Raw genomic sequence first — 24,628 nt, forward strand, 5'->3', positions numbered from 1 at the left:
GTTCAAGGCTGAAGAGCTCCAGCACGTATAGGACATTATTTGCATTGTTCATCAAAGCTTTTGTTCAATAATATTACCTATTGATGTGTAATTGCTAGGTTACATCGCAATAATTCAACCCCCCAGAGCCAGCTTTACCTGAGTGTTGGGGGGTTAGATTAACCGATAAATTTTCCAGCTTATTCTGCCGATTCCAGCGATACGGGCGATCGTACAACTGTCGGCAGGGATATTTTCTCAACAGCAGGAGTACAACCGAGCCACTGCACCGACAACTCCGCAAACTGCTGCGGGGGGCCACTCACGCAAAAACGAGTCGGTAGCGCACTACCAGCATTCCGCAGCCCCAAAAGCTCCAATTCTCGGGCAGCAGCAGCAACCACCCGTACCGCAGGATCGATCAATGTCACCCCAGCAGGCAAAAGCGAGCGAAGCACAGGAGCCAACAGCGGATAATGAGTGCAGCCGTAAATCAGCGTATCGATGCGCTGCTGAATCAAAGGAGCCAAATATTCCCGAGCTACCTCACAAGTATAAGGGTCGTGAATCCGGTTTTGCTCCACCAGCGGCACAAAAGCCGGACAGCTAACCTGCCACACCAAGCAAGAATCGTCCATCTCCAAAATCGCATTTCGATAAGCATTGCTAGCAGCCGTAGCAGGAGTTGCTATGACCCCGATCCGCTTGCCTTGCTGCACCGCAGCCTGCGCCCCCGGCAGAATTACTCCCAGCACCGGGATATCAAATTCAGCCTGCACCATCTCCATCGCCAAAGCAGAACTGGTGTTGCAGGCCATAATCACCATTTTCACATCCTGTTCCACCAACCAGGCCATAATTTCGCGGACAAACTCCACAATTTCCGACGGCGTGCGAGTGCCGTAAGGCAGCCTCGCCGTATCTCCAAAATAAAGTATCGATTCGTTGGGCAATTGTCGGTACAACTGGGTCAAAACAGTCAAACCGCCCACGCCGCTGTCAAAAATACCGATTCTTTGTTGTCCAGAGTCTGTTGTCATTTGTTAATAGTTAGTTATCTGTTGGCAGTTGGTAGTTGTCAGGTGTCTGTTGTCTGTTGTCAGGTGGCAGTTGCCTGTTGTCTGTTCTCATTTGTTAATCGTTTGCTGTGGCTAATAACAAATAACCAATAACATTAATCAACGCTCAACAGTCAACAGTCAACAGTCAATTGCCCATTATCTTTGTTGAAGATAAAACACAATGCCGCGAGCGATCGAAGCCGCCATTTGACTGCGGTAAGCTGGATCTGAAAGCCTAGCAGCATCCTCAGCACCCGTGACAAAACCCACCTCCAGCAAAACAGAAGGCATAGAAGTTTTTCTTAAAACATAAAATCTCGCCTGCCGCACCCGGCGGTCATTCGCCCCCGTGCCCTCCAAAATACTGGCGTGAATCACCCTCGCCAAATCTTGGCCGTTATTGAAATAATAAGTCTCAATCCCACTGATATCCGGCCGGCTCATATTAATCGCATTAGCGTGAATGCTCACAAACAAAGTAGCATTCACCCGTTCCGCCAAAGAAACTCTGGGTTCCAGGTCGATTTCGCTGTCGTCAGTCCGAGTCATCACCACCTGCACGCCCTGCTGTTCCAGCAGCCTCGCCACCTGAAACGAGATATCCAAAACAATCTCCTTCTCCTGAATGCCCTGAATCCCGACTGCCCCGGGATCGCGGCCACCGTGACCAGGATCGATCGCTACTACGGCGCGGCGGTTAGAAACTTGGGGTACATCGTCGTTTCCGAAAGTCCTTCTCGGCAAAGGCGACAAATTGGGAGGGCGAGTCAAAGGTTGCTGCGCGCTAGCATTAGAGCGCAACTGCAAAGACAGCAACTGCGGACTCGGCCTCGTCACCCTGCCTACCTCTACCCCCGATCGCGGTTGCACCCAAATCACCACAGTCTCCGCATCTTCTTGGCTGGCTGTAAACGATACAGGACTGTTGGCATCGAGCTGAGGAATTTCCCCCGTCAGGACACCAGAGGCGATCCTGATCCAGTAAGCTCTCGACCCCTGATCCCAGCCGCTGGTATAGGAGACTTGGCGGTCAGTTCTCACCACGAGTTGCGTGCCATTACTGGCTAAATCAATTGACTGAACTCTGGCTAAATTTCCTTGAGCTTGTCTAGCCGGAGGATCTACAGTCAGGCGGCGGGAAACCGAGGGCTGTCGTACTACACTTCCAGGCGATAGCGCAACCCCGCCCAAATTGCTCACAGATGCCCGCCACTGAGTATTAGAATTCTTCATCCGCAAAGTCACGCGGGTAACGGGCGGGTCTGTTGGCAGTTGCCGGACTTCAATCTTATCAACCCCGTGCTGACCGTTCGTTTGAGGCTGTTGGCTGTTTAGACCCGGAGCTAAACTAGCTCCTTCAATATCGAGGGTGGCGATGTCCCCAGCCCGACTTTGTTGAAAATTAATTTGGGGGCGACCGCCCGCAGTGCGAACTAAAAAACCGTCCGCCGTCGCCTGAACGTTCTGAACTACAGTCGCCTGGGCTGACTCGGCTTGGGGTGCTGAAGATTCAACCGATAACCTTTCTCCCCCTGGCTCTGAAATCGGATTTTGCGTTTCTCCCGGTACCGGCGTTGGCAAATCCACTGTCCACTCGCTCGGAGAAATCCCCCGGAATTTTACTTGCTGAGGGTCTATAGTAAACCCCTCTCTGATCTCGACAACAATTCTGGTCGTATTGTTGTCAAACTGCCCTACCCGCACCGATTCGATCGCCCCTGAGAGCGGTTTGCTGACCGAGGGACGACCCAGACTCGTCCCCGGCAAGTCGATTACCAACCGCATCGGGTTGAAAATCAGTTGAGCCTTGGGTTGTACTCCCCCGTCTGTTGTAATGTAAAGCCGGTTCTCTGAAGCATCAAACCGCCAAGATTGCAGTCTAGCTGCTTCGGCGGCTCCGGCGAGCAAAAATACACTTAAGAAACTCGGTAGTAGCCAGTGGAATTTCACGACAGTTTTTTCCTCGTTTGCGTTACTGCCAAAAGCTGGAAGGGCGCTGCTTGCCCGATCGGCTTTCAGCAGTTAGCCGCCAGCAGACCGGGGGCACGGGGGCCGTCAGTTGTTGGCTAAATTGACTTTTTTATGAGTTAACAGGCTCCAAAATGCCAGATCCCGGCATTTTTGAACTTTCCCCTATACTTGGGGGCGATCGGTTATAAGCAGACTGAAAGATTGTTGGCACAAGGCAAGGTATTTATTTTTAGGAGCAAGAAACAAGGTGTTTCTTGAAGTTAGAAGGTACAAGTTAGAAGGTAGAATTTTACCGTTCTACCAGGGAGGGGTTTCATAGCTCTTTAATGTTGACGAAGCTCGTTACGGCAAGGGTTATAATCCGCTTTACACTTGCGTTTTGTTCTAACTTTTCCTAAACTACCTCAATAACTTAACAACTTAGCTGGGTAACAATCCGGATTTTCAACATTTAGATAACTTTTCAAGGCCGCCAAATGTTAGTCCCCCACAAAGTGACATATTCTTTGGAAAAAGCTTTTTGGCTACTTTTTTGCTAACAGATTGACAGTTAAATACAACTACATATCGCCCCTGCTCTCTTTTTTCTGAATTTTTAATCAGGGATTTTCGGTGCTGCTTGAAACTTAGTGGGGCGATCATGATCGCGCCCGCCAATTTGACACTATGATAGCTAGTCCATGTTTTCAGCAGTAACGGGAGAGTTTTGTGTTTTACTGGGGCGGGCAATGCTTTGTCCTTTAGACTCTTTTTGAGTGTACGATCGACAGCCAGAGCATTGGTTGGTTGACCTGATAAAAAGTTTTGACCGTAGATTTTGACCGTAGATATAGTTATCGCAGTTGTAAAGTTTGTTGGACAGCAAGGACAATCGATCGGCTTGTGGGTAAAACCTGTGATTTGGTTTAATGACTTGCCTTTCGACTAACTGCATAACTTGGATCTGTACTACCAGTTAGAGAAGATACACTATCTTGGTGATTGTGTCAATCTCTGAGCTTCTAAAAAAAGGGGCAATCAATAACAGTAGATACATGACATCACAGAAAGACGGAGACTTACTTTCCTCCATGAGTCGTCCACAGCAAACCAGTGGTTTAGGTTAGTTCAAGCCTCTAGATAGCGGCTGGGGAGTCAATCTTGAACCTCAAATCGACTGACTCTCAAGATAGGGAAGTTTTGTAATATACCAACCGCCATGACGGTGAGGACGTTATTAATTTTTCAAACCTAAGCGGTCGATTGCGCCTTCTTGCAGGACTGCTTTTTACCCGCTCCCCTTCGTCGCTATAGCCTTCAACATCTGCTATACCATACCACCGGTGGGATCGAGTTCTAGCAAATTTATTTTTGAGTGGGATCGATACCTGGAAGTTATTTTTTTCCCTTAGTAATCCACGGCCCCATGTCTAATCAACAGCGCTGCAATTCGCTCTCGCCCAGAGGTGCAAAATTCCGGCTCATCCAGTTCAAAATTGCTTGATTTACTTGTTCCGGGCATTCATCCTGGGGACAGTGGCCCGCATTGTCTAATTCAATTAGCTCTACATAATTGGGATTGCATTCGACAAATTGGTGCGGCCGGGCGAACCGAGGGGGAATCATCCGGTCTTGTTTGCCCCAAATTAACAGCATCGGGATTCTTAAATTTCGCAGCACAGTCTTGACACTCGGACAAAATTGTGAGCTGCCTACAGCTTTAAATAAAGCGCAGAAGGCGCGGGCGGCTCCCCGATCGCCAGCAGGCCCTGCTAGAATTTCCACTAATTCGTCGGTAACAGCTTCGGGGCTGGCGTAGGCAAAGCCAACCCAGCGGCGGACAAAGGAAGGCTTGCGGGCAAAATAAAACAGAGGCCTGAGTATGATCGGGGAAACAAACAAACTTTCCACAGCTTCGATCGCCGGGAGCAGCCATCCGGGCACCGCCTCGGCTCGCACAGAGGGGTCTGGGAGGCTAATCATCACCGTGCCGGCCACCATGTCCGGGTGAGCTGCGGCTACGGCCAGACAAATTAGCGAGCCGATCGAGTTTCCTACCAAGACTACCGGCTCTCTGATAAAATTCACCCAAAAATCATAAACTTGATCGACCCACAAAGACACAGAGTAGTTGACCGGAGCTTTTTGGGAAGCGCCAAACCCCAACAAATCCAAAGCGTAAACGGTTTGGTTTTGGGCGAGTTGGGTGAGATTTTGTCGCCAGTGACCGATCGAAGCTCCAAACCCGTGCAGTAAAATAATCGGCGTTCCCGATGCGCGCGCGGCCATTGGTTCGGCCACAGAATCTTGAAATTCCAGCGCGACTTGATTTTGTACCCCATCGGGCCGCAAATAAGTGTAGCGAGTTTGCCAACCCCGCCACATCCAGTCTCGTTGAGTTCCCACCCGTTGGTGCCACAGCAGAGAATTTGTCAATTTTGCCTCAGCTCGCAACATAAATTTACACTTGCTTATACCTATTCTATAAGGCAAATCAGGCGACTTGGGGGACTTGCCAGACCGGGGGAGATGCGGTAAGAAAAGCCGTTTTACCTCATCCTTAACCTTTTACCCTGATTTTTGACGGTTTTGTCATCACTTTGACCTTCGGGCGGGCGATCGTGTGTGAAGTTAAAATAAAACTAGGCAGAAACTCAGCCAGACTGAGTAGAATAGCAAGTATTGTAAGAATTCATTTACGATCGTCCAAATATTCCCCAAGGCTTTAGCGGAGGGGAGACAGGGCGCGGTAGTACGTCCGGTAAGGGTAACACCTTATAAAACAGTTCGATCGTCAATCGTGAAATATTGGCCGTTCAAACCTGTAACTATCAAGAAGCTTCGCTATTAAACTACTGCTTGTAAAACCATTCATGCCTGTGATTGAAAGAAGACAAAATCGCAACCTACCCCAGATCAACGAAAACATTCGATACCCCAAAATCCGGGTAATCGATACCGACGGCGCGCAACTAGGGATATTGACGCCTGCAGAAGCGCTGCGCCTCGCCGAAGAAAAAGAACTGGATCTTGTACTTGTCAGCGACAAAGCTGACCCGCCCGTATGCCGGGTAATGGACTATGGGAAGTACAAATTTGAGCAGGAAAAGAAAGCGCGAGAAGCAAAGCGGAAGCAGCACACTGCGGACGTTAAAGAAGTGAAGATGCGCTACAAAATTGAAGAACACGACTACCAAGTGCGCCTCAAACTAGCAGACCGCTTTATCAAATCTGGGGACAAAGTAAAAGCCACGATCATGTTCAGAGGTCGGGAAATCCAACACAGCAACCTAGCAGAGGACTTGCTTAAGCGCATGGCCACAGATTTGCAGGAAATCGCAGAAGTGCAGCAAGCGCCGAAAAAAGAAGGACGCAGTATGATGATGCTGCTGTCGCCGAAGAAAGTATAAATAGATAGTCATCAGCTATCGGTCATCAGTCATAAACTGGTGACTGATAGCTGATGACTTCCGCAGTTAGTCAGGAATAAGCTACCACACAGGGAAATCAACGCTGCATGGAAAATTTTCAAATCAGCGGTTCGGCGGGAGTAAGACAAGGAGTGCTACGATCGCTCAACCTGCGATCGGAAGAAGTAGAGCGAACCGTACTGATGTTCCTCATCTACACTCTAACCTCCGTCGGGCTGATCTGGCTGGAACTCAGCACAGTAGGTCTTTTTCTAGATGAATTTGGTGCAGATAAAATGCCCTGGATTTACATAGCCAGCGCGTTTATCGGTTCTGGCTTGGGATTTGTCTACTCGTGGCTGCAAAAAATCCTGCCGCTAAGGCGCACCGTAGTGGTTGTTCTGGGAATGATGTCGATACCGCTATTTTTGTTTCGATTCGGCATCGGCTACGAAAATACTCAGATAGCTGGCGTCAGCATAGCTTTTATTACTATTTTTTTGATGTGGCTGTGGGTGGAAGCTTGCTATGTCCTCAATGACCTCAACACTTCTATCACTTCCAACCAACTGTTTAATATTAGAGAAATCAAGCGCACCTATCCGCTAGTCAGTAGCGGCTATCTAGTAGCTGGAGTAGTCAGCGGATTTTCTCTGCCTGTTTTGCTGTACGTAGTCGGACTCAAAAACGTTACCCTCATATCAGGGTTGATGGTGGCGACAGGCTCGGTGTTGCTCTACTACCTCACGGAAAAATACAGCCAAGCATTCCCGGAAACGGCTCATTGGACGGATGACGACGAAGACGACGAGCAAGAAGAATTTACCGCCCGCAAAGTTACAGGCCCGCTCCAAAAATACGCCGTACCTCTAGTCAGTTTCTTCATCCTCGCAGAAGTCGTCTACGTGCTGGTAGATTTCCAATTCTACAGCCAGCTAGAATACCAAAACCCGGGGGACGGAGCTAGCTGGATCGCTAGCTTCCTGGGCATTTATGAAGGCATACAAGGCCTGTTTCAAGTGGCGACTCAGTGGTTCGCTTCGAGCCGGTTGGTGGAAAGAATCGGTGTATTTGTGACGGCGATGATTTTGCCGGCGGGCATCGCTATACTCGGGGTGCTGACCATAGGAGCATCTCTGGGCCAGCTAGTATCTGTGTTCATCGGGCTGATATTGCTGAGATTTTTAGACGAACTGCTGCACTACACGCTGTTGGAAACTGTTAGCCCGGTTTTATTTCAACCGATTCCCGACAATATTCGATCGGGCATTCAAACGCTGGTCAACGGTGTAGGCGAACCTTTGTCTACCGGAGTTACAGGAGTTGGCATCCTGATTATGCTGTGGGTGACAGGCAAGATACTTCCCCAGCAAGACGAAAGGGCTTTTCACGACCAGCAAAGCTTGATATTTATTGGCGCGATCGTAGTGTTGGCCCTAGTGTGGGTCTTTGTGGTCTGGCTGATCCGCTCTCAATACGTGGGTTTGTTGGTCAAAAGTGCGGAACGGGGGCGCTTGGGCGTCACAGACGTTGACCTCAAAGCTCTCAAGCGCGCAGTCGTAGAAACTTTACAAAAGCCGGGGGGCGAAGATGAAAAGCGCTCTTGTATAGAACTCCTGACGCAAATTGACCCCAAAAATGTCGGAGAAGTTCTCGCTCCCCTCCTCAATTCGCTGTCCCCAGGTTTGCAGCGCCAGAGCTTGGAAACGATGCTGCAACACCCGAACCCCGCATATTTAGAATCTGTCCGCGCACTCTCGCAGCAATCCTTGCCACCGGAGGTTCTGGCCTTGGCTTTGCGCTACATTTGGCTGACGGAAGCTGAACCTAATATTGAGAGCTTGCGGCCTTACTTGCAGCCGACTGTCGATCCGGTGGTGCGGGGTACGGCGGCTGCTTTAATTATGAGAAGGGGCGATCGCCAGCAAAAGGCAGAGGCTACTAACACGCTGCGCCAAATGCTGACGCACAAACAAGAGCGGGAACGTGTTATGGGGACACGGGCTCTGGGAGAGGCTGATTATTTGCAAGGACTGCGGCTGTACATCCCCAATCTGTTGCAAGATGAATCTCTGCGAGTCCGCTGCGCTCTGTTAGACGTGATTTCCTCTACTCATTCGGAAGAATATTATCCTTCGCTGCTGCGCGGACTTGGTTACAAATCGACTAGGGAAGCGGCTTTGCAGGCTCTAGTCAAACTTCACAACGACGCCATTCCTTTGCTAGTGTATTTGGCTGAGGACATCCACAAGTCGGATTTGGTCAGGTTGCAAGCTTGGACGGCTCTGGGTCAAATTGGGAGCCCGGAGGCGATCGACATTTTGGTTAGCAATTTGATGACGGGTTGGGGCACTACCAGGCGCAACATCCTCCGCATCCTGTTGAAAATGCCTTCGGAAGCGGGGATAGAAGGGGTTCTAGACCGCATCGGCCGCAGCGGCTTGGAAACTCTCATCGAACAGGAGTTAATGTTTATCGGTCAAATTTATGCAGGTCTGGTAGATTTGTCTGGGGTAAAAACCTATGGCAATTTTTCGGGGGATGCCAACAGCACCGGGGCACCTGGCAACGATACGGCTCAATTGTTGCAGCGGGCTCTGGCGGGGTTGGAAGCTGATGCTAAGGAGCGGTGTTTTTTGCTGATGAAGTTTCTTTATCCCCTAGACACAGTACAAGCGGCTGCTTTCAACATCGCTTCTGGCCAACCTTCTTTGCTTGCTAGGGGATTGGAAATTCTGGATAATACTGTCGATATAGCGAGGAAGCGATCGCTGATCAATTTGTTGGATCAGCACTCGGAAAGAGAAAAATTGAGCAACCTCTCGGAATTGATGGTTTACAAACCTCTAGCCCCTAGCGATCGTTTGCGTCGCTTGCTAGAATTGCGCCACTTCCTTTCGGATTGGGCTTTGTCCTGCTGCTTTCACTTGGCGAGAGAAGCGCGCTGGAGTCTTACGGCTCAACAAACTCTCGTCTGTCTGCAGCACCCGACGGGTTTTGTCCGCGAAGCAGTGTTAGCCTATTTGAAAATAGCCTCGCCGCGGGCTTTGGTCGAATTGTTGCCCAGGCTGCAAAATGACCCCGATAATTTGGTCTCGGCTCAAGTTGAAGAGATGATGGCAGAGTTGGGTGCTGGGGGAAAAAGGTAACATTAGTTAGTTGTCAGTTGGCAGTTGGCAGGTGTTATTGTCAGTCAACAGTTAACCGTCAACTGTCAACCGTTTTTATTTCCCTTCTCCTTCTCCTTTTTAAGTTTAAATTAATCACTGCATCTCATTATGTTAACAAGCGTCGAACGCCTATTGTTTGTGAGGGAGGTTCCGATTTTTAAGGAACTGCGGGATGATTTTCTCGTGCGTCTAGCATCGGTAATGGATGAACTCTCGTTTCCTTCCAAACACAGGATTTTTACGGAAGGGCAAGAAGGTCGGTCTCTGTATATTTTGGTATCGGGAACGGTGCGCGTGCATATAGGCGATCGGGATTTGGCACAGTTGAAAGCGGGGGCTTGTTTCGGGGAAATGTCGCTGTTTGATGCAGAACCTCGATCGGCTTCTATTTCTACTCTCGAACAATCCGAGTGTTTGATGCTGACTCAAATGCAGCTCTACGATGCGATTGATGAAACGCCGGGAATTGCTGTGAATATTATTCGCTTGCTGTCGCGCCGGATTCGCGAGTTGAATCAAAAGTTGAATGCTAAAGAGGCAATTATGCCACCTACCGAGACTGTGAGAGTTCCTGAAATGCGATGAAAGTTGGGAATTGGAAATTGTGTTTTTAGATCGGTAATTCTGCACAATTTATCTTCTGTAAGGTGCGAATAGCGATTACTAATATGCACAATTTCTCTGGTAGATTATACCAAATCCCGTTTAGCTACCCCCCCTTATAATGGCAGAGCCGAAACGGAACCCTCTGCGCTCGATCACCAGCGCGAGTTAATGAGACATTTCCAAAATAGTAACATTATGTGGTAAAAAAACATAAGAGACATTTTTTTACACAAAAACATGAGCGACCTCCTGAATTAGATTGAAGAGAATTACAGCACTTCCGGATGTTATGAGGTACAGTAGCAGCAATTAGTAAACCAGTTTTTGAGATGTTTCGGATTAATTAAGTCAAGAGCCACAGCAATTATCGTGTCAACCATTTTAGTGCTGGTTGGTGAAAACTGTCGCAATAAAGATTTAAGTTGCGACCACCATAATTCAATCGGATTAAAATCAGGAGAGTATGGGGATAAACATAAAATAGAAGCACCCACCACGGCAATCATCGATGTAATTGAATCTACTTTATGCGCTGGTAAGTTATCCATCACTACTACGGCTCCGGGCCACAATTGTGGCACTAAACATTTCTCGATAAACACCTCAAATGCTTTGCTATCCATCGAGTTGTCCAGGGTCATTAATGCCACTACTTTCGTGAGGCTAATTGCACCAATTACTGTGACTTTCTTGCCTCGATAAAAAGGTTTGACCGCATAGGCTCTAGTTCCTCGTTGCGAACGTGCATGAGTTCTGGTTAAACCTAGCAATACTCCAGTCTCATCTAAAAATACTAGATTTTTTGGCTCGATATCCTTGACTTTTTCCCAATAGTCTAACCTTAACTTCATCACTCTTTCTGTGCCTGCTTGGCTACTCCTGACTGTTTTTTTTTACGATTTAATCCCAACTTCTGTAAGGCGCTACACATGGCTGTTCTGCCTACCCAATTTCCTGTCTTTTGGGCGAACAACTCACACAATTCTACCAAAGTTGCATCGGGATGTGTGACCACTATTTCTCTTAACTCTTGTGACGCATTATTCAAATGACTGAATCTGGGTTTACCCCTCGGTTTAGGCTGTAAATTCCCCTCTATTTTTTGTTGCTTGACAAGTTTTTGAACTAAGCTTTTACTGCAGGCAAATATTTCTGCTGTTTTTCTGATCGACAGCTTCTGCTCGACATGGGCTGCTACTATTTTGGATCGCAAATCTACTGAGTATGCTTTCATTGGTATATTATTTTTAGTCGATTCTATTGTACCTCATAACATCCGGAAGTGCTGTATAAAGAAACACAGCGATTAATTGGTGTGGAATATGACCAGTTAAAAGAATTGCTCCAAAATGTCGAACGATTACATCATGAAAAACCAGCTTTACTAGAATCCAAGAAAGAGAGAATTATTGCTGGAGGAAGAGGTCGAAAACCCAAACTCTCTATTCCCGAACCAATAATTTTAACCTTGCGATCGCCTGTACTCAGTAACACGACCGAGGTATGTCTGAATTCCCATAAGCTGGAGCTTACGTCCCTGCAAAATAGCGCAACTTTAAGCCACAGCTATTAATAAAATTAAAGTATTTAGACGGTGATGACAAGCGTGACTTTTTTCTAAATTGTAGCTTCATGTGTTACAGTATTTAAACATAGCTTCGATACTAATTCGACATTTAAACGCCGATACAGCTTTTTTTAAGCTCCCTATATTTGTGAGCAAATATCACCCTTCATCTTCACTACTATCTCGATATTTGCAGAGCCAATAACCGGCGATATCAAACTGACCAAATCCTTATTGCTTTGTGACTTTAACTCCCCTCAAATAAAAGCTAATCCCCGTACTAAACCACACTCGCTTAAGTGCTTACCGCTCACTCTACCCGACAGCCCTGTCTTTTAGTCTGCTGTTTCTAATTCCTCTAATTCTTGCGTAGACTGCCATCCAGCTTGCCAGAGCGATCGGTCTTTGAGCTGTGCGGCGTTCAGCCAAAAACGGACATTTGGATCGCAAGCCGCCACCATTTCTGCAAATACCCATTTACCTTCGTTTTTTCGGTTGACCACTTGAAAGTGTCGCCACCCCCAAGTTTTTTGGTGTGAAGTCCATCGGGAACCAACTAAATAAGGAAATTTTTGTTTTTTGCTCACAGTATTTTTGTGGAAAAATATATTAGGGCGTGTCATTAGTTAATGTAAAGAAAGATCAACTAAAAACCAACCCAAATAAAAGGATTTACTCGCCATGACCAGCCGTCGTTATGCCCTACGGGATGACCGGTGGGAAATAATAAAAGACCTGTTACCAGGACGAGACGGTTATGTAGGTGGGACTGCCAAAGATAATCGGTTGTTGGTGGAGGCGGGATTGTATCGCTATCGAGTCGGCATACCGTTGCGGGACTTACGTGAACGGTTTGGGGACTTTCGAGTCGTACACACGCGCTTGGGTCGATCTAGCAAAGCTGGGGTGTGGCAACGGGTATTTGAGGTGTTAGCCGAAGAGGCAGACAGCGAGTACGCGATGATTGATTCCGCCATTGTCCGCGCCCACTTTTCCCAGCGCGGGTGTAAAGGGGGGATGCAGACACAGAAGCAATTGGACGTAGCACTCGTCGGGTTGAGCACCAAAATCCATCAAGCTTAACCGCACCACCAAGCGCGACTACGACAAAGACTTATACAAAGCCCGTCATTTAATTGAAAACTTTTTTGCCAAACTCAAGCAATATCGTGCGATCGCCACCGGCTACGACAAGCTCAAAGTTAACTTTCTGGGTGCAATTTACCTCGCTGCTACCGTGATTTGGCTCAACTAAAGCAAGTGAATTGTAATAACTCGTTCTGTTTGATGATATTAATTCCCTATCAAAGCTCGTCAAATCCTCTCCCCCTATCCCCTTCTCTCCCTCCCATCTCGAACATAACAGATAAGATAGAGGCGCTGCAGCTTATATGAGAGTTTACCTAAACTCTATCTGCAAGTAGATGCGTTTATTGTAACTTGCAGCAGTTTCGCCTCGGGGTTCAAAAGTAAGGGCAGTTCAATGACTGCCCCTGTAATTAGTTATACCTATTGAATAGGATAATTTTTCAGGCGATCCACAAATAGCAAATTTATTGAATACGAGCTAAATCGTGAATCTCAAATCTAAAAGCAAATAACCCAGGTTATAGCTGTGCACAATAATCCCTTCTGTGAAACTTACTCAAATCTACTTTTAAAGCAGGTTTGACGTTCACTTCCTGCTTCTACGAAGGCGGTCGGCCGCTTCTTGTCCACAGGCGTGTTTTCGAGCCCAACTTTCCCTACAAACATTTTTTTCAATCTTAATCGTGTTTCACTGATCCTGTACAGCTCAATAAAAACGCACTTTTAGATAAGATTGACTAATTTCTTTGATTCTGTCGCTACCTCTTGATTACTTCCCTGTTAAGGCTTTTGGCTTGATAAGTCCAGAGGAAGTTGGGGAAGCCGGAGGCGAACCGCATTTGTTTGCAGCCACAGAGTGATAGCGTGCTTCCGTTGCGGGGTCACGTACTCTCCCGGTCGGATCACGCCAGCACAGACGCCGATGTTTTTAATAAGGGTTTCTCGCTCCGATGAACTTGCACCCTGTAGCAACCTGACTTGGGCTTTGATAAAATCCACGTTCATAGCTGAAAGTAAAAGTAAGTAAAGAACTCAGTTAAATAGCGATGCTTTGGTTCCGATTGTAACTCTAAAACAACTTGGTATGAATCAAATTGATTCAACATCCCCAGGATGGGGATCGGGGCGTCTAGAGCTAGCCAACTTTATTTACTTTATCTGTTTTTGCTAGCAAAAGTGTCACTATGCTAGCAGTTTTGACAGAATTATTTATAGTTAAGAACTGTTACAAATTTTGGTCGATTTCCACAATACGGCAGAGTTTAGTGCTAACGCTACTTTCCTGAACTCAAAAAGTTCAGGATTGTCTCCAACTCCTTGCCTTCCTAGGTTTTACACTCCCCGATTGGGAAGCGATCGCTCGGGAAACATTCCTCTTCGATCGCCCCTCTTAACACCCGGACACTGCCACATCACCCTATTGATTTAGATCGTCCCGTAGGCTTGGCTGTGGACTATAACTTCCGGCATACGTGTTGTTACCGGGGCTACAATAACCGAGTAAGTTTTTATTCTTGTTCCTCAAGGGAATATTTTTTGGATTTTCTTGTAAAGCCCTTATTTGTGTTAATTAAGACAGCTTAGCAATGTCCAGGGAAAGGAAGACTCGCAGCTTGCGAATCCAGATGTTTTGTGCTGTGTGGCGGTGAATCGGTTTCCTGAATTCCTGAAGGGCGATCGCTCGTCCACGAGAATTGCCAGTAACGGATCATTTTGTATAATTCATAACATATCGGTCACTGCTAAGAATTTAAAAACAGCACAAGTTTAAACAGCCTTCCATCCTTTGATCGCTCCTAATAGCCCACAAAGAGGCATAAAAAAAATTAATTCTGCATACCCAATTTTTTTAGGCGATTTTACCTTAGCTTTTGCCTTAGATAGCAATTCACTATAGCCCAATTTTCTACTCAGTAAAGTTAAAATAAACTATAATAAATTAAGCTGATAATTCTAGGTAATAAAATATAAAAAATAACTGTTTTAATCCCCTTAAGATTAACTTACTTAAGACTAATTTATGATTTAACAAAGTATATTTACAGCCATTCTTATTGTTTGAAAACTCGTTTTTGACCGCAATCATCCAGGATACAAGCCCCCGAATTTATCCGTGGAAAAATAAAAAACGTGTATCCGATAAACAAGCCCCCGAATTTATCCGTGGGGTCAATGCTTCATTCTTTAATCTAAAATCTAAAATCTAAAATATAAAATGGATTGACGGTGGAGTCGCCGATTTAGGGAACTCTAGATGTGAATTAAAGATATTAATTAACGGGCGTTGCACAATTTGAGGATTATTGTGGGGAGTTGGGGTTAGGCGTCCCGCCTGCTGTGAAAATACACGCCTTCGGGCTCATGGTTCCAGCCACAAAAAAATTAAAATCATCCCCCTATTATGCAACCGCCCATTAACCACCTCATATGATATTTTTCACTCTACAAAAACGAACCGACCAGGCAGCATATAAAATCCCCTCGCGCAGAAGCTGGGGAGGGGAAATGGTGAATAAAATTATTGGTTTTAAATTATCGATATGTAGGTCTCTTTTTGCAGTATCAAGAGGTATCGGGCGATCGATCGACCGATGTTGGTTAGTCGCTAAGATAATTTCCCGGTGGGAAACCGAGAAATTATCAACTAAATCAACCTTTTTTCTGGCGTTGCAGTTGAGTTTTCCAATTGGCCATATCCTTCTGAGCAGGCTGATAACTCTTAGTACCCGACGGCACTAGCGAAGCAGCTTCAACTGCCTCTTTCAGCTTTCCTTGAGAGCCGCGCAACTGAGCAATTTTGAGAATACTTGCGCTCCACTCTCCAATTAACTGTTGAGCTTCTTCATACTTCGGCTGACCGGGTTCAATTTTATTAGCTTGCTGGATGCCTTTACTGTAAGAAGAGGCAACCCCCCGCTTAATTTGACCTTTAGCAGCCGATAGCAAAGCAATATTTACATCCTGGTCTTTGGATAGCTCCTCCCACTGAGCGATCGCCTGTTTCGACTGATTGTACACAGGCTGATTGACATCGGGCATCAATTTAGCCGCGCCGATCGCCCCCTGGAAATCGCCCCGAGCAGCCCGCCCGTTAGCTATATCCAAAATTGTCAAACTCCAGCGCTCAATATCCTGCTGAGCCTGCGGGTAGAGCGGATCGCTAGCCGGAATCGTTCGAGCCTTAACCACCGCTTTATTAAAACTAGAAGCCGAACCATCCTTGAGGAAAGTTTTCGCCTCAGCCCACACCTGCTGGCTCGATGGTGGCTGCTTGGTTCCACTCCCTGCTTGCACCGTCCGCGGTTGGTTCTGCGACCCCCCAGTACCAGTAAATTTTTGAGATCCCGAGTTTTGGGCATTTTCAGCAGGCGATCGAGGATCTCCTTCCCGCTGACCAAGAAAAATTGATTTGTTCGTCACAAAAACACCCAACAGCAGCACCAAAGCCGTAGCTGAACTCCATAAAACTAGCTGCTGCAAAAATGACTTATCCGACCCTCCGTTATGCTCATCCTCCGGCTTTTGCAAGTTCGGTCGATCGCCCCCCCGATCAGTAGGAGCCACAGCATTTGGCTGCGACACAGGTGGCATCTCAACCGACGAATTCTGAGCGTTGCGAACTGCTGGAGGCAGATCCATTCGAGCCGTAGCCGTCGCCATTTGCGGGCGATCGAAACCATCAGCCGCAGCAACCGTCACATTGCCGTTGCGTCCGGCCAACGCAGCAGTTGGTACCCCTGAACCATCCGGCAAAATCACTAAATTAGCCTTTCCCGGAGGATTCACCACCATCAAAGGTTCTTGTTTCGGACGCAAATGGTGGTCACACAGCTCCGGCAGTCGATCGTTCAAAAAACGGTCTAAACCCTTAATGGTCATGCACTGTCCCGAGCGTAGCCCCTCCAAAAGCGCCGTCGTAAAAAACCCCTGACGCAAAGCCGAAGTTTCCCGCGAAACTTGATTCGGGCGACAAGAAAGCACCGTTGGGATTTCCAGTTCCCGCGCCAGCTCGACCGTTTGAGAGCCGATCGTTTCCCCCGCTTTCACAATCTGGCTACGGTTCATATCAACCAGCACCAATACCGTTTCCGTAGGAGCGTTTTTCAAAGTATTCAACAGCAACTCTACCGGAATCCCCGTACCCTGAATGTCAGCCGGATTGCCGTCAACCGGCATCAAATAATCCTTACCTTCATAGCTGACACCGTAGCCGCTAAAAAAACACCAGAGTAAATCTCCCTGTTGCACATGTTCGGCGCAGAGGCTTTGGGTCAATCTCAGAATATTTTCCCGATTTGGATATGTAGATTGACCCCACAGCGACGGCGAGCTATCGGTCATCAGCAGACATCCATCCGGCGCAAAACCCGCCTCCTCAGTCAAAAAACCGTACAGGGCCTCTGCATCCTCTTGGGCATAACTCAAAGGCTGGAGTAACTGATATTGATTGATGCCTATTGCAATACAAGCGTGATTTTTCATCCCCATATGCCCTATATATATAGTGGACAGCTTGCACAAAACGATAACACATACCCGTTTAAGGTTATACCCACTTTTGCCAGCATTCAGAGAGCACTTGTCCGAAGGCAGAACTCCCAACAAGCCCCCAGATTTAGCATCCTAGAAGTTTTATTTTTTATATTGCGGCAGTGAAAAATTATACCCTGTGCCTGCCTTTAGAAAAATCAAGTTAAATTGGATACACCGGCCAGTCTATTTGACTCTAATTTTCACCAAACTACACCAAAAAGGAATAACCCGCCAATGGTCTCTACCGCCAAAAAAGAAATCTCGCCCCACAGCGAATCGCTACTGAAGCAAAAGCATCCTAAAACTCACAGCCACTATAGGTTTCAGGACTTTTTTGCCTTCGATCGCCAGATGGGTACAATTGACGACTGGAATCAGTCGCGCAACATTTTTACCAGCGAAGACTTCATTATCGGTTTGGTGGAGGGACTCGAAGAAGAAGTCGGCCCCGCGTCCTCTGTCATCATGTATACTATTGGTTGCCAGTGGGGACTCCAAGATTCCGAATTTTTTCAAAAATGGTTTAGTGCCGAATACAGCCAGAACATTCGCCAGTCAAATCTCATGTTTCTGCTAGAAACTTGGTGGTGGCCTTTCACGGCTCAAGGTTGGGGTCGCTGGGAAGTAGACATGAGCGATCGCAAGCACGGCTGCATCTTCATCAACCTCTTTGACTCAGCAGTTGCTCGCACATTGGGAGACGTAGGCAAACCGGTTTGTCACCTATACGCCGGTTTGTTCGCCGGTTTCTTCGGCTCTTTAGTCAAAAAGCCTCTGAGCTGCATAGAACTCCAATGTTACTCAATGGGAGAAACCTATTGCAAGTTCCTGCTTGGCAACCCAGATAAAATTGATGCAGCAGCATTCTGGCTCAACGAAGGTGCCAACGCCCGCGATATTCAAAATCGACTGCAACACGGTGAAATATTGCGGTAAACAACCTGGAAAGGCACATCCCCTGCCCTGCCTTTCCTCCCACCAATTTCGCGCTCGAAAGTGCGATGGTGGATTTCTCCAGGCAGGAAGAAAGATGAAAAGTCAAACTTCATGGTTGGGCCAATCTGTCCAAGAATTCTTTGGTCACTATAATTGGCTGGGAAAATCTTTAGAAACTCCAACTGGCTCTAGCCCCGGTCAACTTCTGAGTTTAACCCAGCCAGTAGCAGACTTTTTTCAAGCTATTTCTTGGGAAGGAATTCCGGAAGTAGGTGCCCTCCCCCTACCGCCACCCTTGCCAGTAATTTCTATTTCTGAACAAGCAGAAGTCACCATTGATGACCTATTCGACCTGTTTTAATGTGTGCACGGAATAAAAAATGAAAAATAGGGCAATCCCTCATCCATCTTCCCTCACCCCTCTTTCCTTATCCTTCAAAATCCCTTAGTTAAATCCGTTAAATCCCGTACATTGCTCGTTGCGGAACTTCTTTCCTTTTATCAATTATCGATTACCACTTAATTAAAATCATGCACCCTGAGATTGAGGCGCTGCTGGATCAGGCAGAAAACCGCTTTTTAAAAGGCGAAGAACTCATAGCTTTTAAGCGTCAAGCTGTAACCCTTGTCCAGCGCTTAAAAATTTACGAATTTTTGCGAGAGAAGGAAGCCAGCATCTTCCAACCAGTAGCCACCAAACTACAAGAAACATTCCCCGACGAAAAACAAGAAACCTTAGAACGATCGCTCAAACACTGGGTTTTAGTCTTGCGGTACTGCGCTATGGCTATGCTGCTGAACGATCAAAATTTTCTCGAAGAGCGCCTTGTAGACTGGCTTTCCGGCATAGTAGAAGCCCACCAAACTCAAAATATCGAAGCAACTGTTTGCAATCTGCTGCAAACTCGTTTAAAAGAATTGCTTTCCGAGCAAGCCCGGGCTATATTGCAACCATTTTTCGACCAAGCAGAGTCAATTATTATTGACCAAGGTAATAAATAATCAGCTTTCTTCCCAATTTCCAATTCCCGATTCCCAATTCCCAATTTCCGATGATTAATATAGCCGACTTACTCAAACAGCCCCGAATCCCTGGAAATTACTTTGCCAGCGATGCCTACGTCCGAGGCGACCTCGAACTCGGCCTCCTCGAAAACCGCCGCGGCGATCGGCTCCTAGCGCTCCCAGAAACACTGATTCAAGCCATTTATATCGGCTTAGAAAAAGAAACAGGTCAAGCCTCCCGCCTCGTACTTTTCAACTGTGGTCGCTGGTGGGGTAAAAACTTCTACGTGCGTTTTTGCGAAGAAGTCAGCGAATACTACGGTCAGCCAGTTTCTGAAATGGAAATGGTAGAATTTCTTCAGTCCTTGCAGCAGTGTTGGAAAACTCATGGATGGGGAACATTTGAGTTGGACCCCAGCTATGCCGAACAGGGATTTTTAATAGTAAAAATTGCTAACTCTCTTTTTGCTAAAACAGCCCCCAAGTCTAAGCGACCAGCCTGTTTTTTAGAAGCAGGTATTTTAAGTTCGTTCTTTAGTCAGCTTACGGGTCGAGAACTTCATTGCCTGCAAACCTCCTGCGAATCATTGGGTTCGGACTGCAACCGCTTTATTTTAGGGCTGCGCGATCGCCTACAACCTGGCGATTCTATGGTCGAAGAAGGAAAAGACCATGAAGCTATTCTCAGTCAACTTTTCCAAAAAAACTGACTGAGTTGACAGCTATTACTTTGTTGCTAATAGCTGTCAAATCGATGGTTGGGCAGCCATATTATCCACCGTATCATCAAAACTGTGAGTTAAATTATAAAAAAGCTCCTGAGTTAAAAAATCAGGTTTTAGCCATTTAAATAAAACCTGATGATAACTAGCAGCTACAAACTTCATAACTTCCTCTAGAAATTCATAAAATTTAAAACCCATCAAAACCTAAAACATTTTGCTAGAACTTAATGGACGCCAATGAACTTCTAACTCGATATGCAGCCGGCGAAAGAGATTTTAGACTGGCCAATCTGCGGGGCATTGTGTTGAGTCCGATCGATTTATACCGTTCCATCGATGCCCCAACTCTAATTTTGGCAAACCTCAACCAACACCAGCAACGACCCTACTTAATCGGTGCTAACCTCAGCGGGGCCGACCTCACCAAAGCCCATCTGAGCCGAGCCAATCTCAGCAAAGCTGACCTTAGCGGAGCCAATCTCACCGGCGCCAACCTCATGGCAGCCAGTCTGAGCGGAGCTAATCTCATCGGAGCCAATCTCACCGGCGCCAACCTAGCCGGATCTCATCTGAATTGGGCAAACCTGACCGGAGCAATTCTTCCCCAGGCTAATCTCATAGGGGCAGATATGAGCGCCGCTAACCTCACCAAAGCCAATCTCACCGAGGCCAATCTCAGTAAAGCCTATCTGATTAAAGCCAATCTCAACGGGGCAAACTTCAAAGATGCTTACTTAAGTCTAGCGAGTTTGAAAGAGGCAGACTTGACCGAAGCACAGCTCACCGGAGCCGAATTATCCAAAGCCAACCTAGCCGGAGCCAACTTAACCCGTGCTAACCTCAGCAAAGCCAACCTGTTGAAAGCTAATCTCAGGCGAACAAACCTCACTCAAGCCTATTTAAACGGCGCGTGCTTGATCGGATCAGATCTTAGCGAAGCTTGCTTAGATAGAGCCAATTTGTGCAAAGCAGACCTCAGCCAAACCTACCTGAGAAACATTACTTTGAATGGCAGCCACTTAAGCGGTATTAACCTCAGCGGGGCCGACCTCAGCGGTGTAGACTTGAGCCGCAAACTTTTAACTGGAATTAATATGGCAGAGGCATTGTTGAATGAAGCCAACTTGAGCGGTGCTTATCTGATGGAAGCTAACTTAAGCGGGGCAAACCTCAGCAAAGCCAACTTGAGTCTAGCCTACCTGATCAACGCCGACCTGTCTAATTCTTGCCTGCATGAAATTAACTTCAGCAAAGCTAACCTGAGTAAAGCCAATTTGCAGAAAGCTGACTTGACAGGAGCCAACCTCCGGGGAGCGATTCTCACTGAGGCGGATTTGACGGGAGCGAAATTGATTGGAGCCACTCTTCCTAACGGCACAGTTTATCGGCGTTAACTTATCCACCCCCTCGATTATTTGCCTAGTTTATTTGCCTAGTAAAGTGCGGTTGATGTCCAGAATCGGAAAAAATAGGTTCCTTTCTTCCACCGTGAGATATTGTTTGAGGACCTTTTTCATCACATCGTAGGTCACGGCCGCACTATTTCTAACTTGAACAGCCCCTAAAATAGTTTGCAACCAAAGTAGTAGCCGATCGCGCAATCGTTCCGTATCATTAATCAATAGTGCTGCCGCCGAATGCCTCAACACGCGCACAATATCTCCACGGCACTTTTCACTGACATCGTTAGCCCCCCGCCGAAATAAGTTAGGGTCTAGAGACAGCATTTGTGCTTCCACTTGCCGCATAATTTCTGTTTCAGAGGCTTGAATTTTTTTATAAGCACTCATCCGGTGATTCAAAGACTGAAAGTAGTCTTTCAAAAATTGGAGTTCTTCTGCACTGGCGTAGCGTCCGTCTGCTTCGGTGCTCAAACGCGCAAGTTGGCTCAACATAGATTTTTCTCTACTACTAAAATACAAACATATCAGTTTTAAGCTTCTTTAGTCCGAACTAAATACTGTCCCACTTGAAAGCGGGTTTCATTAAGCTGTGTAACGATAGAACGAGTAATTAACTTTCCCGATTCTACAACTACTTGACCCGTAATTGGGTGTAATAAATCTTGCTGGGCCCGGCGGCCGATCAGAGCTTCGACATTTTCAATAGCATTAATGTACATCCCCGCAGGTAACTGTACAACCACACCCTCGCCCATAATTTGAGCCTGACAAGCAAGTCGCGAATTGGCTTTAGCCGTAGTAATGACTTCCAACGTCCTTCTCTCGCGGCGGTTCATGTCCGACAAGCCTTCCATGCCTTCTTTAATGTAAACATGGCAGGTAGCGCACATTCCCCGCCCCCCGCATTCCTTGAGAACGTCTAAGTCTTTGGAAAGTAAGGCAGACAGGATATTTGATCGGGTTTCGACTGCTATTTCCTCCGCAATTGGATCTAGTTTAATAATTTTAACCATATTGATGTTTGCTCCTGTAAAGTTCAGTATTTAGCAAGTTACGATCAAGTTATTCAAAGCGCAAAAAAATTTGGCTAATACTCAAAAAGGTTAAGATGCCTTGACGACAGCATCGCCTTCTGGCTCTCTAACCCCTATGACATAACCCCACTTCTGTTTTGGTCATATCGCTGTTCCCTCGCCTCGATTCTCCAGCTTAGCCTCGAAAAGCTAAAACCTTAGATACTTTGTGGATGGCATTGAAAAAACTGTAATAGTCGCGATCGACTAAAATAGCAGCCACAGGTAGTTTTAGATCCGACACTCGAATCCGGCAAGATTGATACTGATTCCTAAAGTCAAGGATGTTAGTAGGTGCGAGTGTGCGATCGCTCTCAAGGAGGCTGAGAATAAACCGGAGATAACATAGGCTGTACCTGGCGAGCGATTCAAAAATTTGAATTTTTGTCAGAATTATTTACATATTTTAATACTAGCTCAAGCTTTTTCTATAATTAGACCGATGCAACATTCTAAGTACCGCATTTTAGGGCTAGTCGGACAAGGACAATTTGGTCGAGTCTTTTGTGCCAGCCTTCGAGAAGCTCCCGCCCAGGACTCCCGCCTCACCAGCCAACTGGTTGCTCTCAAAGAACTTAGTCATCAAAAAGCCCCAACTAGCGAATTCTTGCGAGAGCTGTGGTTTCTGATCACCTTGCAGCACCCGAACATTGTTACCTGCCGAGCTCTAGAACATACAGCTACAGGCAGGTACTTGGTTATGGACTACTGCGAGGGAGGAACCCTCCGCAACCTGCTCAAACAAGACCGCCCCTTGCGTCTGCTCGAAGGTTTACAGCTAGTCATGGAAGTTTTAGCCGGCTTAGACTACGCCCACCGCCGAGGCGTCGTTCACTGTGACATCAAACCCGAAAATATCCTCCTAACTTTAGGAGCAAAAGGTTGGTCGCCACGGCTTTCTGACTTTGGCATCGCGCGTCGGCTGCCAGAAATTGGTACCACTCGCCTCCACCAAGAAATTTCTCCCGACGCTACCGTCGGTTCCCCCGCTTACATGGCCCCTGAGCGGTTTTACGGTCTTTTTTCCCCGATGTCAGATATATATGCAGTAGGAATTCTGCTGTTTGAATTGCTAATGGGCTACCGCCCTTTCGGGGGAACCCCCGGAGACTTGAGGTGGGCGCACCTGAATCAACGCTTGCAATTTCCCGACGCCATCCCCGAACCTTTGCAAGCAATAGTTAAAAAATCTTTAGAAAAGCTGCCAGCCCGCCGTTTTGCCAGTGCTTCCCAAATGGCTCAAGCTCTGCGGCTGATCATGTACGACCCCGCTGTCAGGCAATTGGGCGACTGCATTATTCCATGGGAAAGCCCCACAACCAGTGGTGATAAAAGTCTCAAGTCGGAAACTGAGCCTTTGCTGGAAGTTGAAGAGGAAAAAGCATCACAGTCGGCTATTAATTTACTTGGGACTGTACGCTATTCGCTTTCGCAGCCCAAGCCACTGATACTTCCTGCACCGTTGACCGCTTTAATTGCCACTGAAACGTATCTATATGCTGCTGTAGGTACAGAGGTCAAGGTTTGGTCTCAGCCTGGAAAACAGCTAGTTACCGGAGAAATGTCTACTTCTATTTCATTAATGGCGGAAAGTGTGCGTGGCATTTTACCGAGTTCCCACGGCTGCTGCGTTCTCACTCCCCAAAAACTTTACTGGCTCAATGAGCGCTCTTGGGAGCCTCAGTGTTTGCTGGATATGGGTGTGAGGCAAGGTCCAGATGCTTTTAAAGCTGCTATAGACTCTCACGGCAACTGGTTGACAGTAGCCGTTCCCGGTGAACTGCGTTTTTATTCTTTAGCTGGAAACAGCACTGCAGGGGATCAAAAAAAAGCCTTGAAGCTGATCGCTACTGTGCCGTTACCAGAACACTATTTACCCGAATTAATATTTTTGGATCGGCGACACGTCTTAGCAGTTTGGCCGGACAACGAACCAAAAAATCCCCAAACTATTTTTAGAGTTTATACTCGCCGCGGCACGCCCGTGGGCTCTGTGCGGTTGTCTGCGAGCGTGGGACAGATGCTGTTGACACCTGAGCCTTATACTTTGCTGGGAATTCCCCAAGGTGGTAAAGCGGCGGTGCTGTTGATGAAATTGTGGCCGCTCAAGGTAGCGCGAAT

At 47.0% G+C, this 24,628-nt stretch carries 23 protein-coding genes and 1 pseudogene (1 of these 24 only partly in view); 12 read left to right on the top strand and 12 right to left on the bottom strand.

Annotated elements, in window-relative coordinates:
- Nucleotides 1-179: 179 nt before the first annotated feature.
- Together murI and D0A37_RS05610 are read right to left on the bottom strand one after the other, a co-directional pair.
- Nucleotides 180-1,019 carry a glutamate racemase gene (gene murI / locus D0A37_RS05605; protein ID WP_242722122.1) on the bottom strand — a complete coding sequence of 280 codons (840 nt, stop codon included), beginning with the start codon at nucleotides 1,017-1,019 and terminating at the stop codon, nucleotides 180-182.
- Between the two features lie 177 nt (nucleotides 1,020-1,196).
- Entirely contained in the window at nucleotides 1,197-2,990 is a 1,794-nt protein-coding gene (locus D0A37_RS05610; RefSeq protein ID WP_242722124.1) for an N-acetylmuramoyl-L-alanine amidase, read from the bottom strand.
- Between D0A37_RS05610 and D0A37_RS28915 the strand changes: the two genes are divergently transcribed.
- On the top strand, nucleotides 2,979-3,110 hold the full coding sequence (locus tag D0A37_RS28915) for a hypothetical protein (protein WP_278187159.1): 132 nt from the start codon (nucleotides 2,979-2,981) through the stop codon (nucleotides 3,108-3,110). The genes D0A37_RS05610 and D0A37_RS28915 overlap by 12 nt on opposite strands.
- Nucleotides 3,111-3,684: 574 nt before the next feature.
- On the opposite strand, the gene D0A37_RS05615 is transcribed toward D0A37_RS28915, so the two are convergent.
- Entirely contained in the window at nucleotides 3,685-3,945 is a 261-nt protein-coding gene (locus D0A37_RS05615; protein WP_242722126.1) for a hypothetical protein, read from the bottom strand.
- 479 nt (nucleotides 3,946-4,424) lie between these two features.
- A complete protein-coding gene (locus D0A37_RS05620; protein WP_242722128.1) occupies nucleotides 4,425-5,447 on the bottom strand; it encodes an alpha/beta fold hydrolase in 1,023 nt (340 codons plus the stop codon).
- A gap of 416 nt (nucleotides 5,448-5,863) precedes the next feature.
- Here D0A37_RS05620 and infC point away from each other — a divergent pair, with 416 nt between their 5' ends.
- The 3 genes from infC (at nucleotide 5,864) to D0A37_RS05635 (ending at nucleotide 10,155) form a co-directional block, all read left to right on the top strand.
- Complete coding sequence (gene infC / locus D0A37_RS05625; protein ID WP_006635262.1) at nucleotides 5,864-6,400, top strand: translation initiation factor IF-3; 537 nt, start codon at nucleotides 5,864-5,866, stop codon at nucleotides 6,398-6,400.
- Between the two features lie 107 nt (nucleotides 6,401-6,507).
- Complete coding sequence (locus tag D0A37_RS05630) at nucleotides 6,508-9,549, top strand: HEAT repeat domain-containing protein (RefSeq protein WP_242722130.1); 3,042 nt, start codon at nucleotides 6,508-6,510, stop codon at nucleotides 9,547-9,549.
- A gap of 129 nt (nucleotides 9,550-9,678) precedes the next feature.
- Nucleotides 9,679-10,155 (top strand): Crp/Fnr family transcriptional regulator, encoded by a 477-nt coding sequence (locus tag D0A37_RS05635; RefSeq protein WP_015176146.1) that lies wholly within the window; start codon nucleotides 9,679-9,681, stop codon nucleotides 10,153-10,155.
- A 308-nt stretch (nucleotides 10,156-10,463) separates the two neighbouring features.
- Here the strand turns inward: D0A37_RS05635 and D0A37_RS05640 are convergent, their stop codons facing one another.
- Together D0A37_RS05640 and D0A37_RS05645 are read right to left on the bottom strand one after the other, a co-directional pair.
- The gene (locus D0A37_RS05640) at nucleotides 10,464-11,027 is read right to left on the bottom strand and encodes an IS630 family transposase (protein WP_242715923.1); all 564 of its coding nucleotides are present in this window, start codon (nucleotides 11,025-11,027) and stop codon (nucleotides 10,464-10,466) included.
- Nucleotides 11,027-11,410, bottom strand: coding sequence for a helix-turn-helix domain-containing protein (locus tag D0A37_RS05645; protein ID WP_242715925.1), 384 nt, complete (start codon nucleotides 11,408-11,410; stop codon nucleotides 11,027-11,029). The genes D0A37_RS05640 and D0A37_RS05645 overlap by 1 nt, the downstream gene beginning before the upstream one ends.
- 48 nt (nucleotides 11,411-11,458) lie before the next feature.
- Between D0A37_RS05645 and D0A37_RS05650 the strand changes: the two genes are divergently transcribed.
- On the top strand, nucleotides 11,459-11,749 hold the full coding sequence (locus tag D0A37_RS05650) for a hypothetical protein (RefSeq protein WP_242722132.1): 291 nt from the start codon (nucleotides 11,459-11,461) through the stop codon (nucleotides 11,747-11,749).
- A 329-nt stretch (nucleotides 11,750-12,078) separates the two neighbouring features.
- Here the strand turns inward: D0A37_RS05650 and D0A37_RS05655 are convergent, their stop codons facing one another.
- Entirely contained in the window at nucleotides 12,079-12,330 is a 252-nt protein-coding gene (locus D0A37_RS05655; protein ID WP_242725377.1) for a TIGR02450 family Trp-rich protein, read from the bottom strand.
- A 94-nt stretch (nucleotides 12,331-12,424) separates the two neighbouring features.
- Here D0A37_RS05655 and D0A37_RS05660 point away from each other — a divergent pair.
- Nucleotides 12,425-12,998 (top strand): annotated as a pseudogene (locus D0A37_RS05660) (transposase).
- A gap of 614 nt (nucleotides 12,999-13,612) precedes the next feature.
- Here the strand turns inward: D0A37_RS05660 and D0A37_RS05665 are convergent.
- Together D0A37_RS05665 and D0A37_RS05670 are read right to left on the bottom strand one after the other, a co-directional pair.
- Nucleotides 13,613-13,837 (bottom strand): hypothetical protein, encoded by a 225-nt coding sequence (locus D0A37_RS05665; RefSeq protein ID WP_242722134.1) that lies wholly within the window; start codon nucleotides 13,835-13,837, stop codon nucleotides 13,613-13,615.
- 1,644 nt (nucleotides 13,838-15,481) lie between these two features.
- Complete coding sequence (locus D0A37_RS05670) at nucleotides 15,482-17,314, bottom strand: caspase family protein (RefSeq protein WP_242722137.1); 1,833 nt, start codon at nucleotides 17,312-17,314, stop codon at nucleotides 15,482-15,484.
- 285 nt (nucleotides 17,315-17,599) lie between these two features.
- Here D0A37_RS05670 and D0A37_RS05675 point away from each other — a divergent pair, with 285 nt between their 5' ends.
- The 4 genes from D0A37_RS05675 (at nucleotide 17,600) to D0A37_RS05690 (ending at nucleotide 20,016) form a co-directional block, all read left to right on the top strand.
- The gene (locus D0A37_RS05675) at nucleotides 17,600-18,301 is read left to right on the top strand and encodes a V4R domain-containing protein (RefSeq protein ID WP_242722140.1); all 702 of its coding nucleotides are present in this window, start codon (nucleotides 17,600-17,602) and stop codon (nucleotides 18,299-18,301) included.
- 94 nt (nucleotides 18,302-18,395) lie between these two features.
- Complete coding sequence (locus D0A37_RS05680; protein ID WP_242722143.1) at nucleotides 18,396-18,662, top strand: hypothetical protein; 267 nt, start codon at nucleotides 18,396-18,398, stop codon at nucleotides 18,660-18,662.
- Between the two features lie 170 nt (nucleotides 18,663-18,832).
- Nucleotides 18,833-19,303: a bilin-binding protein gene (locus tag D0A37_RS05685; RefSeq protein ID WP_242722145.1), complete on the top strand. Its 471-nt coding sequence runs from the start codon at nucleotides 18,833-18,835 to the stop codon at nucleotides 19,301-19,303.
- Nucleotides 19,304-19,353: 50 nt separating this feature from the next.
- Nucleotides 19,354-20,016 carry a V4R domain-containing protein gene (locus tag D0A37_RS05690; protein WP_242722148.1) on the top strand — a complete coding sequence of 221 codons (663 nt, stop codon included), beginning with the start codon at nucleotides 19,354-19,356 and terminating at the stop codon, nucleotides 20,014-20,016.
- 36 nt (nucleotides 20,017-20,052) lie between these two features.
- Here D0A37_RS05690 and D0A37_RS05695 read toward each other — a convergent pair whose 3' ends face one another.
- On the bottom strand, nucleotides 20,053-20,193 hold the full coding sequence (locus D0A37_RS05695) for a hypothetical protein (protein WP_242722151.1): 141 nt from the start codon (nucleotides 20,191-20,193) through the stop codon (nucleotides 20,053-20,055).
- Nucleotides 20,194-20,258: 65 nt separating this feature from the next.
- Here D0A37_RS05695 and D0A37_RS05700 point away from each other — a divergent pair, with 65 nt between their 5' ends.
- Nucleotides 20,259-21,425 carry a pentapeptide repeat-containing protein gene (locus tag D0A37_RS05700; protein ID WP_242722154.1) on the top strand — a complete coding sequence of 389 codons (1,167 nt, stop codon included), beginning with the start codon at nucleotides 20,259-20,261 and terminating at the stop codon, nucleotides 21,423-21,425.
- Nucleotides 21,426-21,455: 30 nt separating this feature from the next.
- On the opposite strand, the gene D0A37_RS05705 is transcribed toward D0A37_RS05700, so the two are convergent.
- Nucleotides 21,456-21,926 (bottom strand): bilin-binding protein, encoded by a 471-nt coding sequence (locus D0A37_RS05705; RefSeq protein ID WP_242722157.1) that lies wholly within the window; start codon nucleotides 21,924-21,926, stop codon nucleotides 21,456-21,458.
- A gap of 38 nt (nucleotides 21,927-21,964) precedes the next feature.
- A complete protein-coding gene (locus D0A37_RS05710; RefSeq protein WP_006635922.1) occupies nucleotides 21,965-22,447 on the bottom strand; it encodes a 2Fe-2S iron-sulfur cluster-binding protein in 483 nt (160 codons plus the stop codon).
- Between the two features lie 502 nt (nucleotides 22,448-22,949).
- Between D0A37_RS05710 and D0A37_RS05715 the strand changes: the two genes are divergently transcribed.
- On the top strand, nucleotides 22,950-24,628 hold the 5' portion of the coding sequence (locus D0A37_RS05715) for a serine/threonine-protein kinase (protein ID WP_242722159.1). It continues 262 nt past the right edge of the window; 1,679 of the gene's 1,941 nt are visible here — the first part of the coding sequence; its start codon is at nucleotides 22,950-22,952; its stop codon lies beyond the right edge, outside the window.

It is taken from the genome of Microcoleus vaginatus HSN003, from assembly GCF_022701255.1.
In the GTDB taxonomy this organism is placed as follows: domain Bacteria; phylum Cyanobacteriota; class Cyanobacteriia; order Cyanobacteriales; family Microcoleaceae; genus Microcoleus; species Microcoleus vaginatus_B.

Coding starts and splice junctions, on each gene's coding strand:
- D0A37_RS05635 (WP_015176146.1), top strand. CDS start 9,679: ATGTTAACAAGCGTCGAACGCCTATTGTTTGTGAGGGAGGTTCCGATT.
- D0A37_RS05680 (WP_242722143.1), top strand. CDS start 18,396: ATGAAAAGTCAAACTTCATGGTTGGGCCAATCTGTCCAAGAATTCTTT.
- D0A37_RS05710 (WP_006635922.1), bottom strand. CDS start 22,447: ATGGTTAAAATTATTAAACTAGATCCAATTGCGGAGGAAATAGCAGTC.
- D0A37_RS05670 (WP_242722137.1), bottom strand. CDS start 17,314: ATGAAAAATCACGCTTGTATTGCAATAGGCATCAATCAATATCAGTTA.
- D0A37_RS05685 (WP_242722145.1), top strand. CDS start 18,833: ATGCACCCTGAGATTGAGGCGCTGCTGGATCAGGCAGAAAACCGCTTT.
- D0A37_RS05695 (WP_242722151.1), bottom strand. CDS start 20,193: ATGAAGTTTGTAGCTGCTAGTTATCATCAGGTTTTATTTAAATGGCTA.
- D0A37_RS05645 (WP_242715925.1), bottom strand. CDS start 11,410: ATGAAAGCATACTCAGTAGATTTGCGATCCAAAATAGTAGCAGCCCAT.
- D0A37_RS05690 (WP_242722148.1), top strand. CDS start 19,354: ATGATTAATATAGCCGACTTACTCAAACAGCCCCGAATCCCTGGAAAT.
- D0A37_RS05630 (WP_242722130.1), top strand. CDS start 6,508: ATGGAAAATTTTCAAATCAGCGGTTCGGCGGGAGTAAGACAAGGAGTG.
- D0A37_RS05640 (WP_242715923.1), bottom strand. CDS start 11,027: ATGAAGTTAAGGTTAGACTATTGGGAAAAAGTCAAGGATATCGAGCCA.
- D0A37_RS05620 (WP_242722128.1), bottom strand. CDS start 5,447: ATGTTGCGAGCTGAGGCAAAATTGACAAATTCTCTGCTGTGGCACCAA.
- D0A37_RS05615 (WP_242722126.1), bottom strand. CDS start 3,945: ATGCAGTTAGTCGAAAGGCAAGTCATTAAACCAAATCACAGGTTTTAC.
- D0A37_RS05665 (WP_242722134.1), bottom strand. CDS start 13,837: ATGAACGTGGATTTTATCAAAGCCCAAGTCAGGTTGCTACAGGGTGCA.
- infC (WP_006635262.1), top strand. CDS start 5,864: ATGCCTGTGATTGAAAGAAGACAAAATCGCAACCTACCCCAGATCAAC.
- D0A37_RS05700 (WP_242722154.1), top strand. CDS start 20,259: ATGGACGCCAATGAACTTCTAACTCGATATGCAGCCGGCGAAAGAGAT.
- D0A37_RS05705 (WP_242722157.1), bottom strand. CDS start 21,926: ATGTTGAGCCAACTTGCGCGTTTGAGCACCGAAGCAGACGGACGCTAC.
- murI (WP_242722122.1), bottom strand. CDS start 1,019: ATGACAACAGACTCTGGACAACAAAGAATCGGTATTTTTGACAGCGGC.
- D0A37_RS05675 (WP_242722140.1), top strand. CDS start 17,600: ATGGTCTCTACCGCCAAAAAAGAAATCTCGCCCCACAGCGAATCGCTA.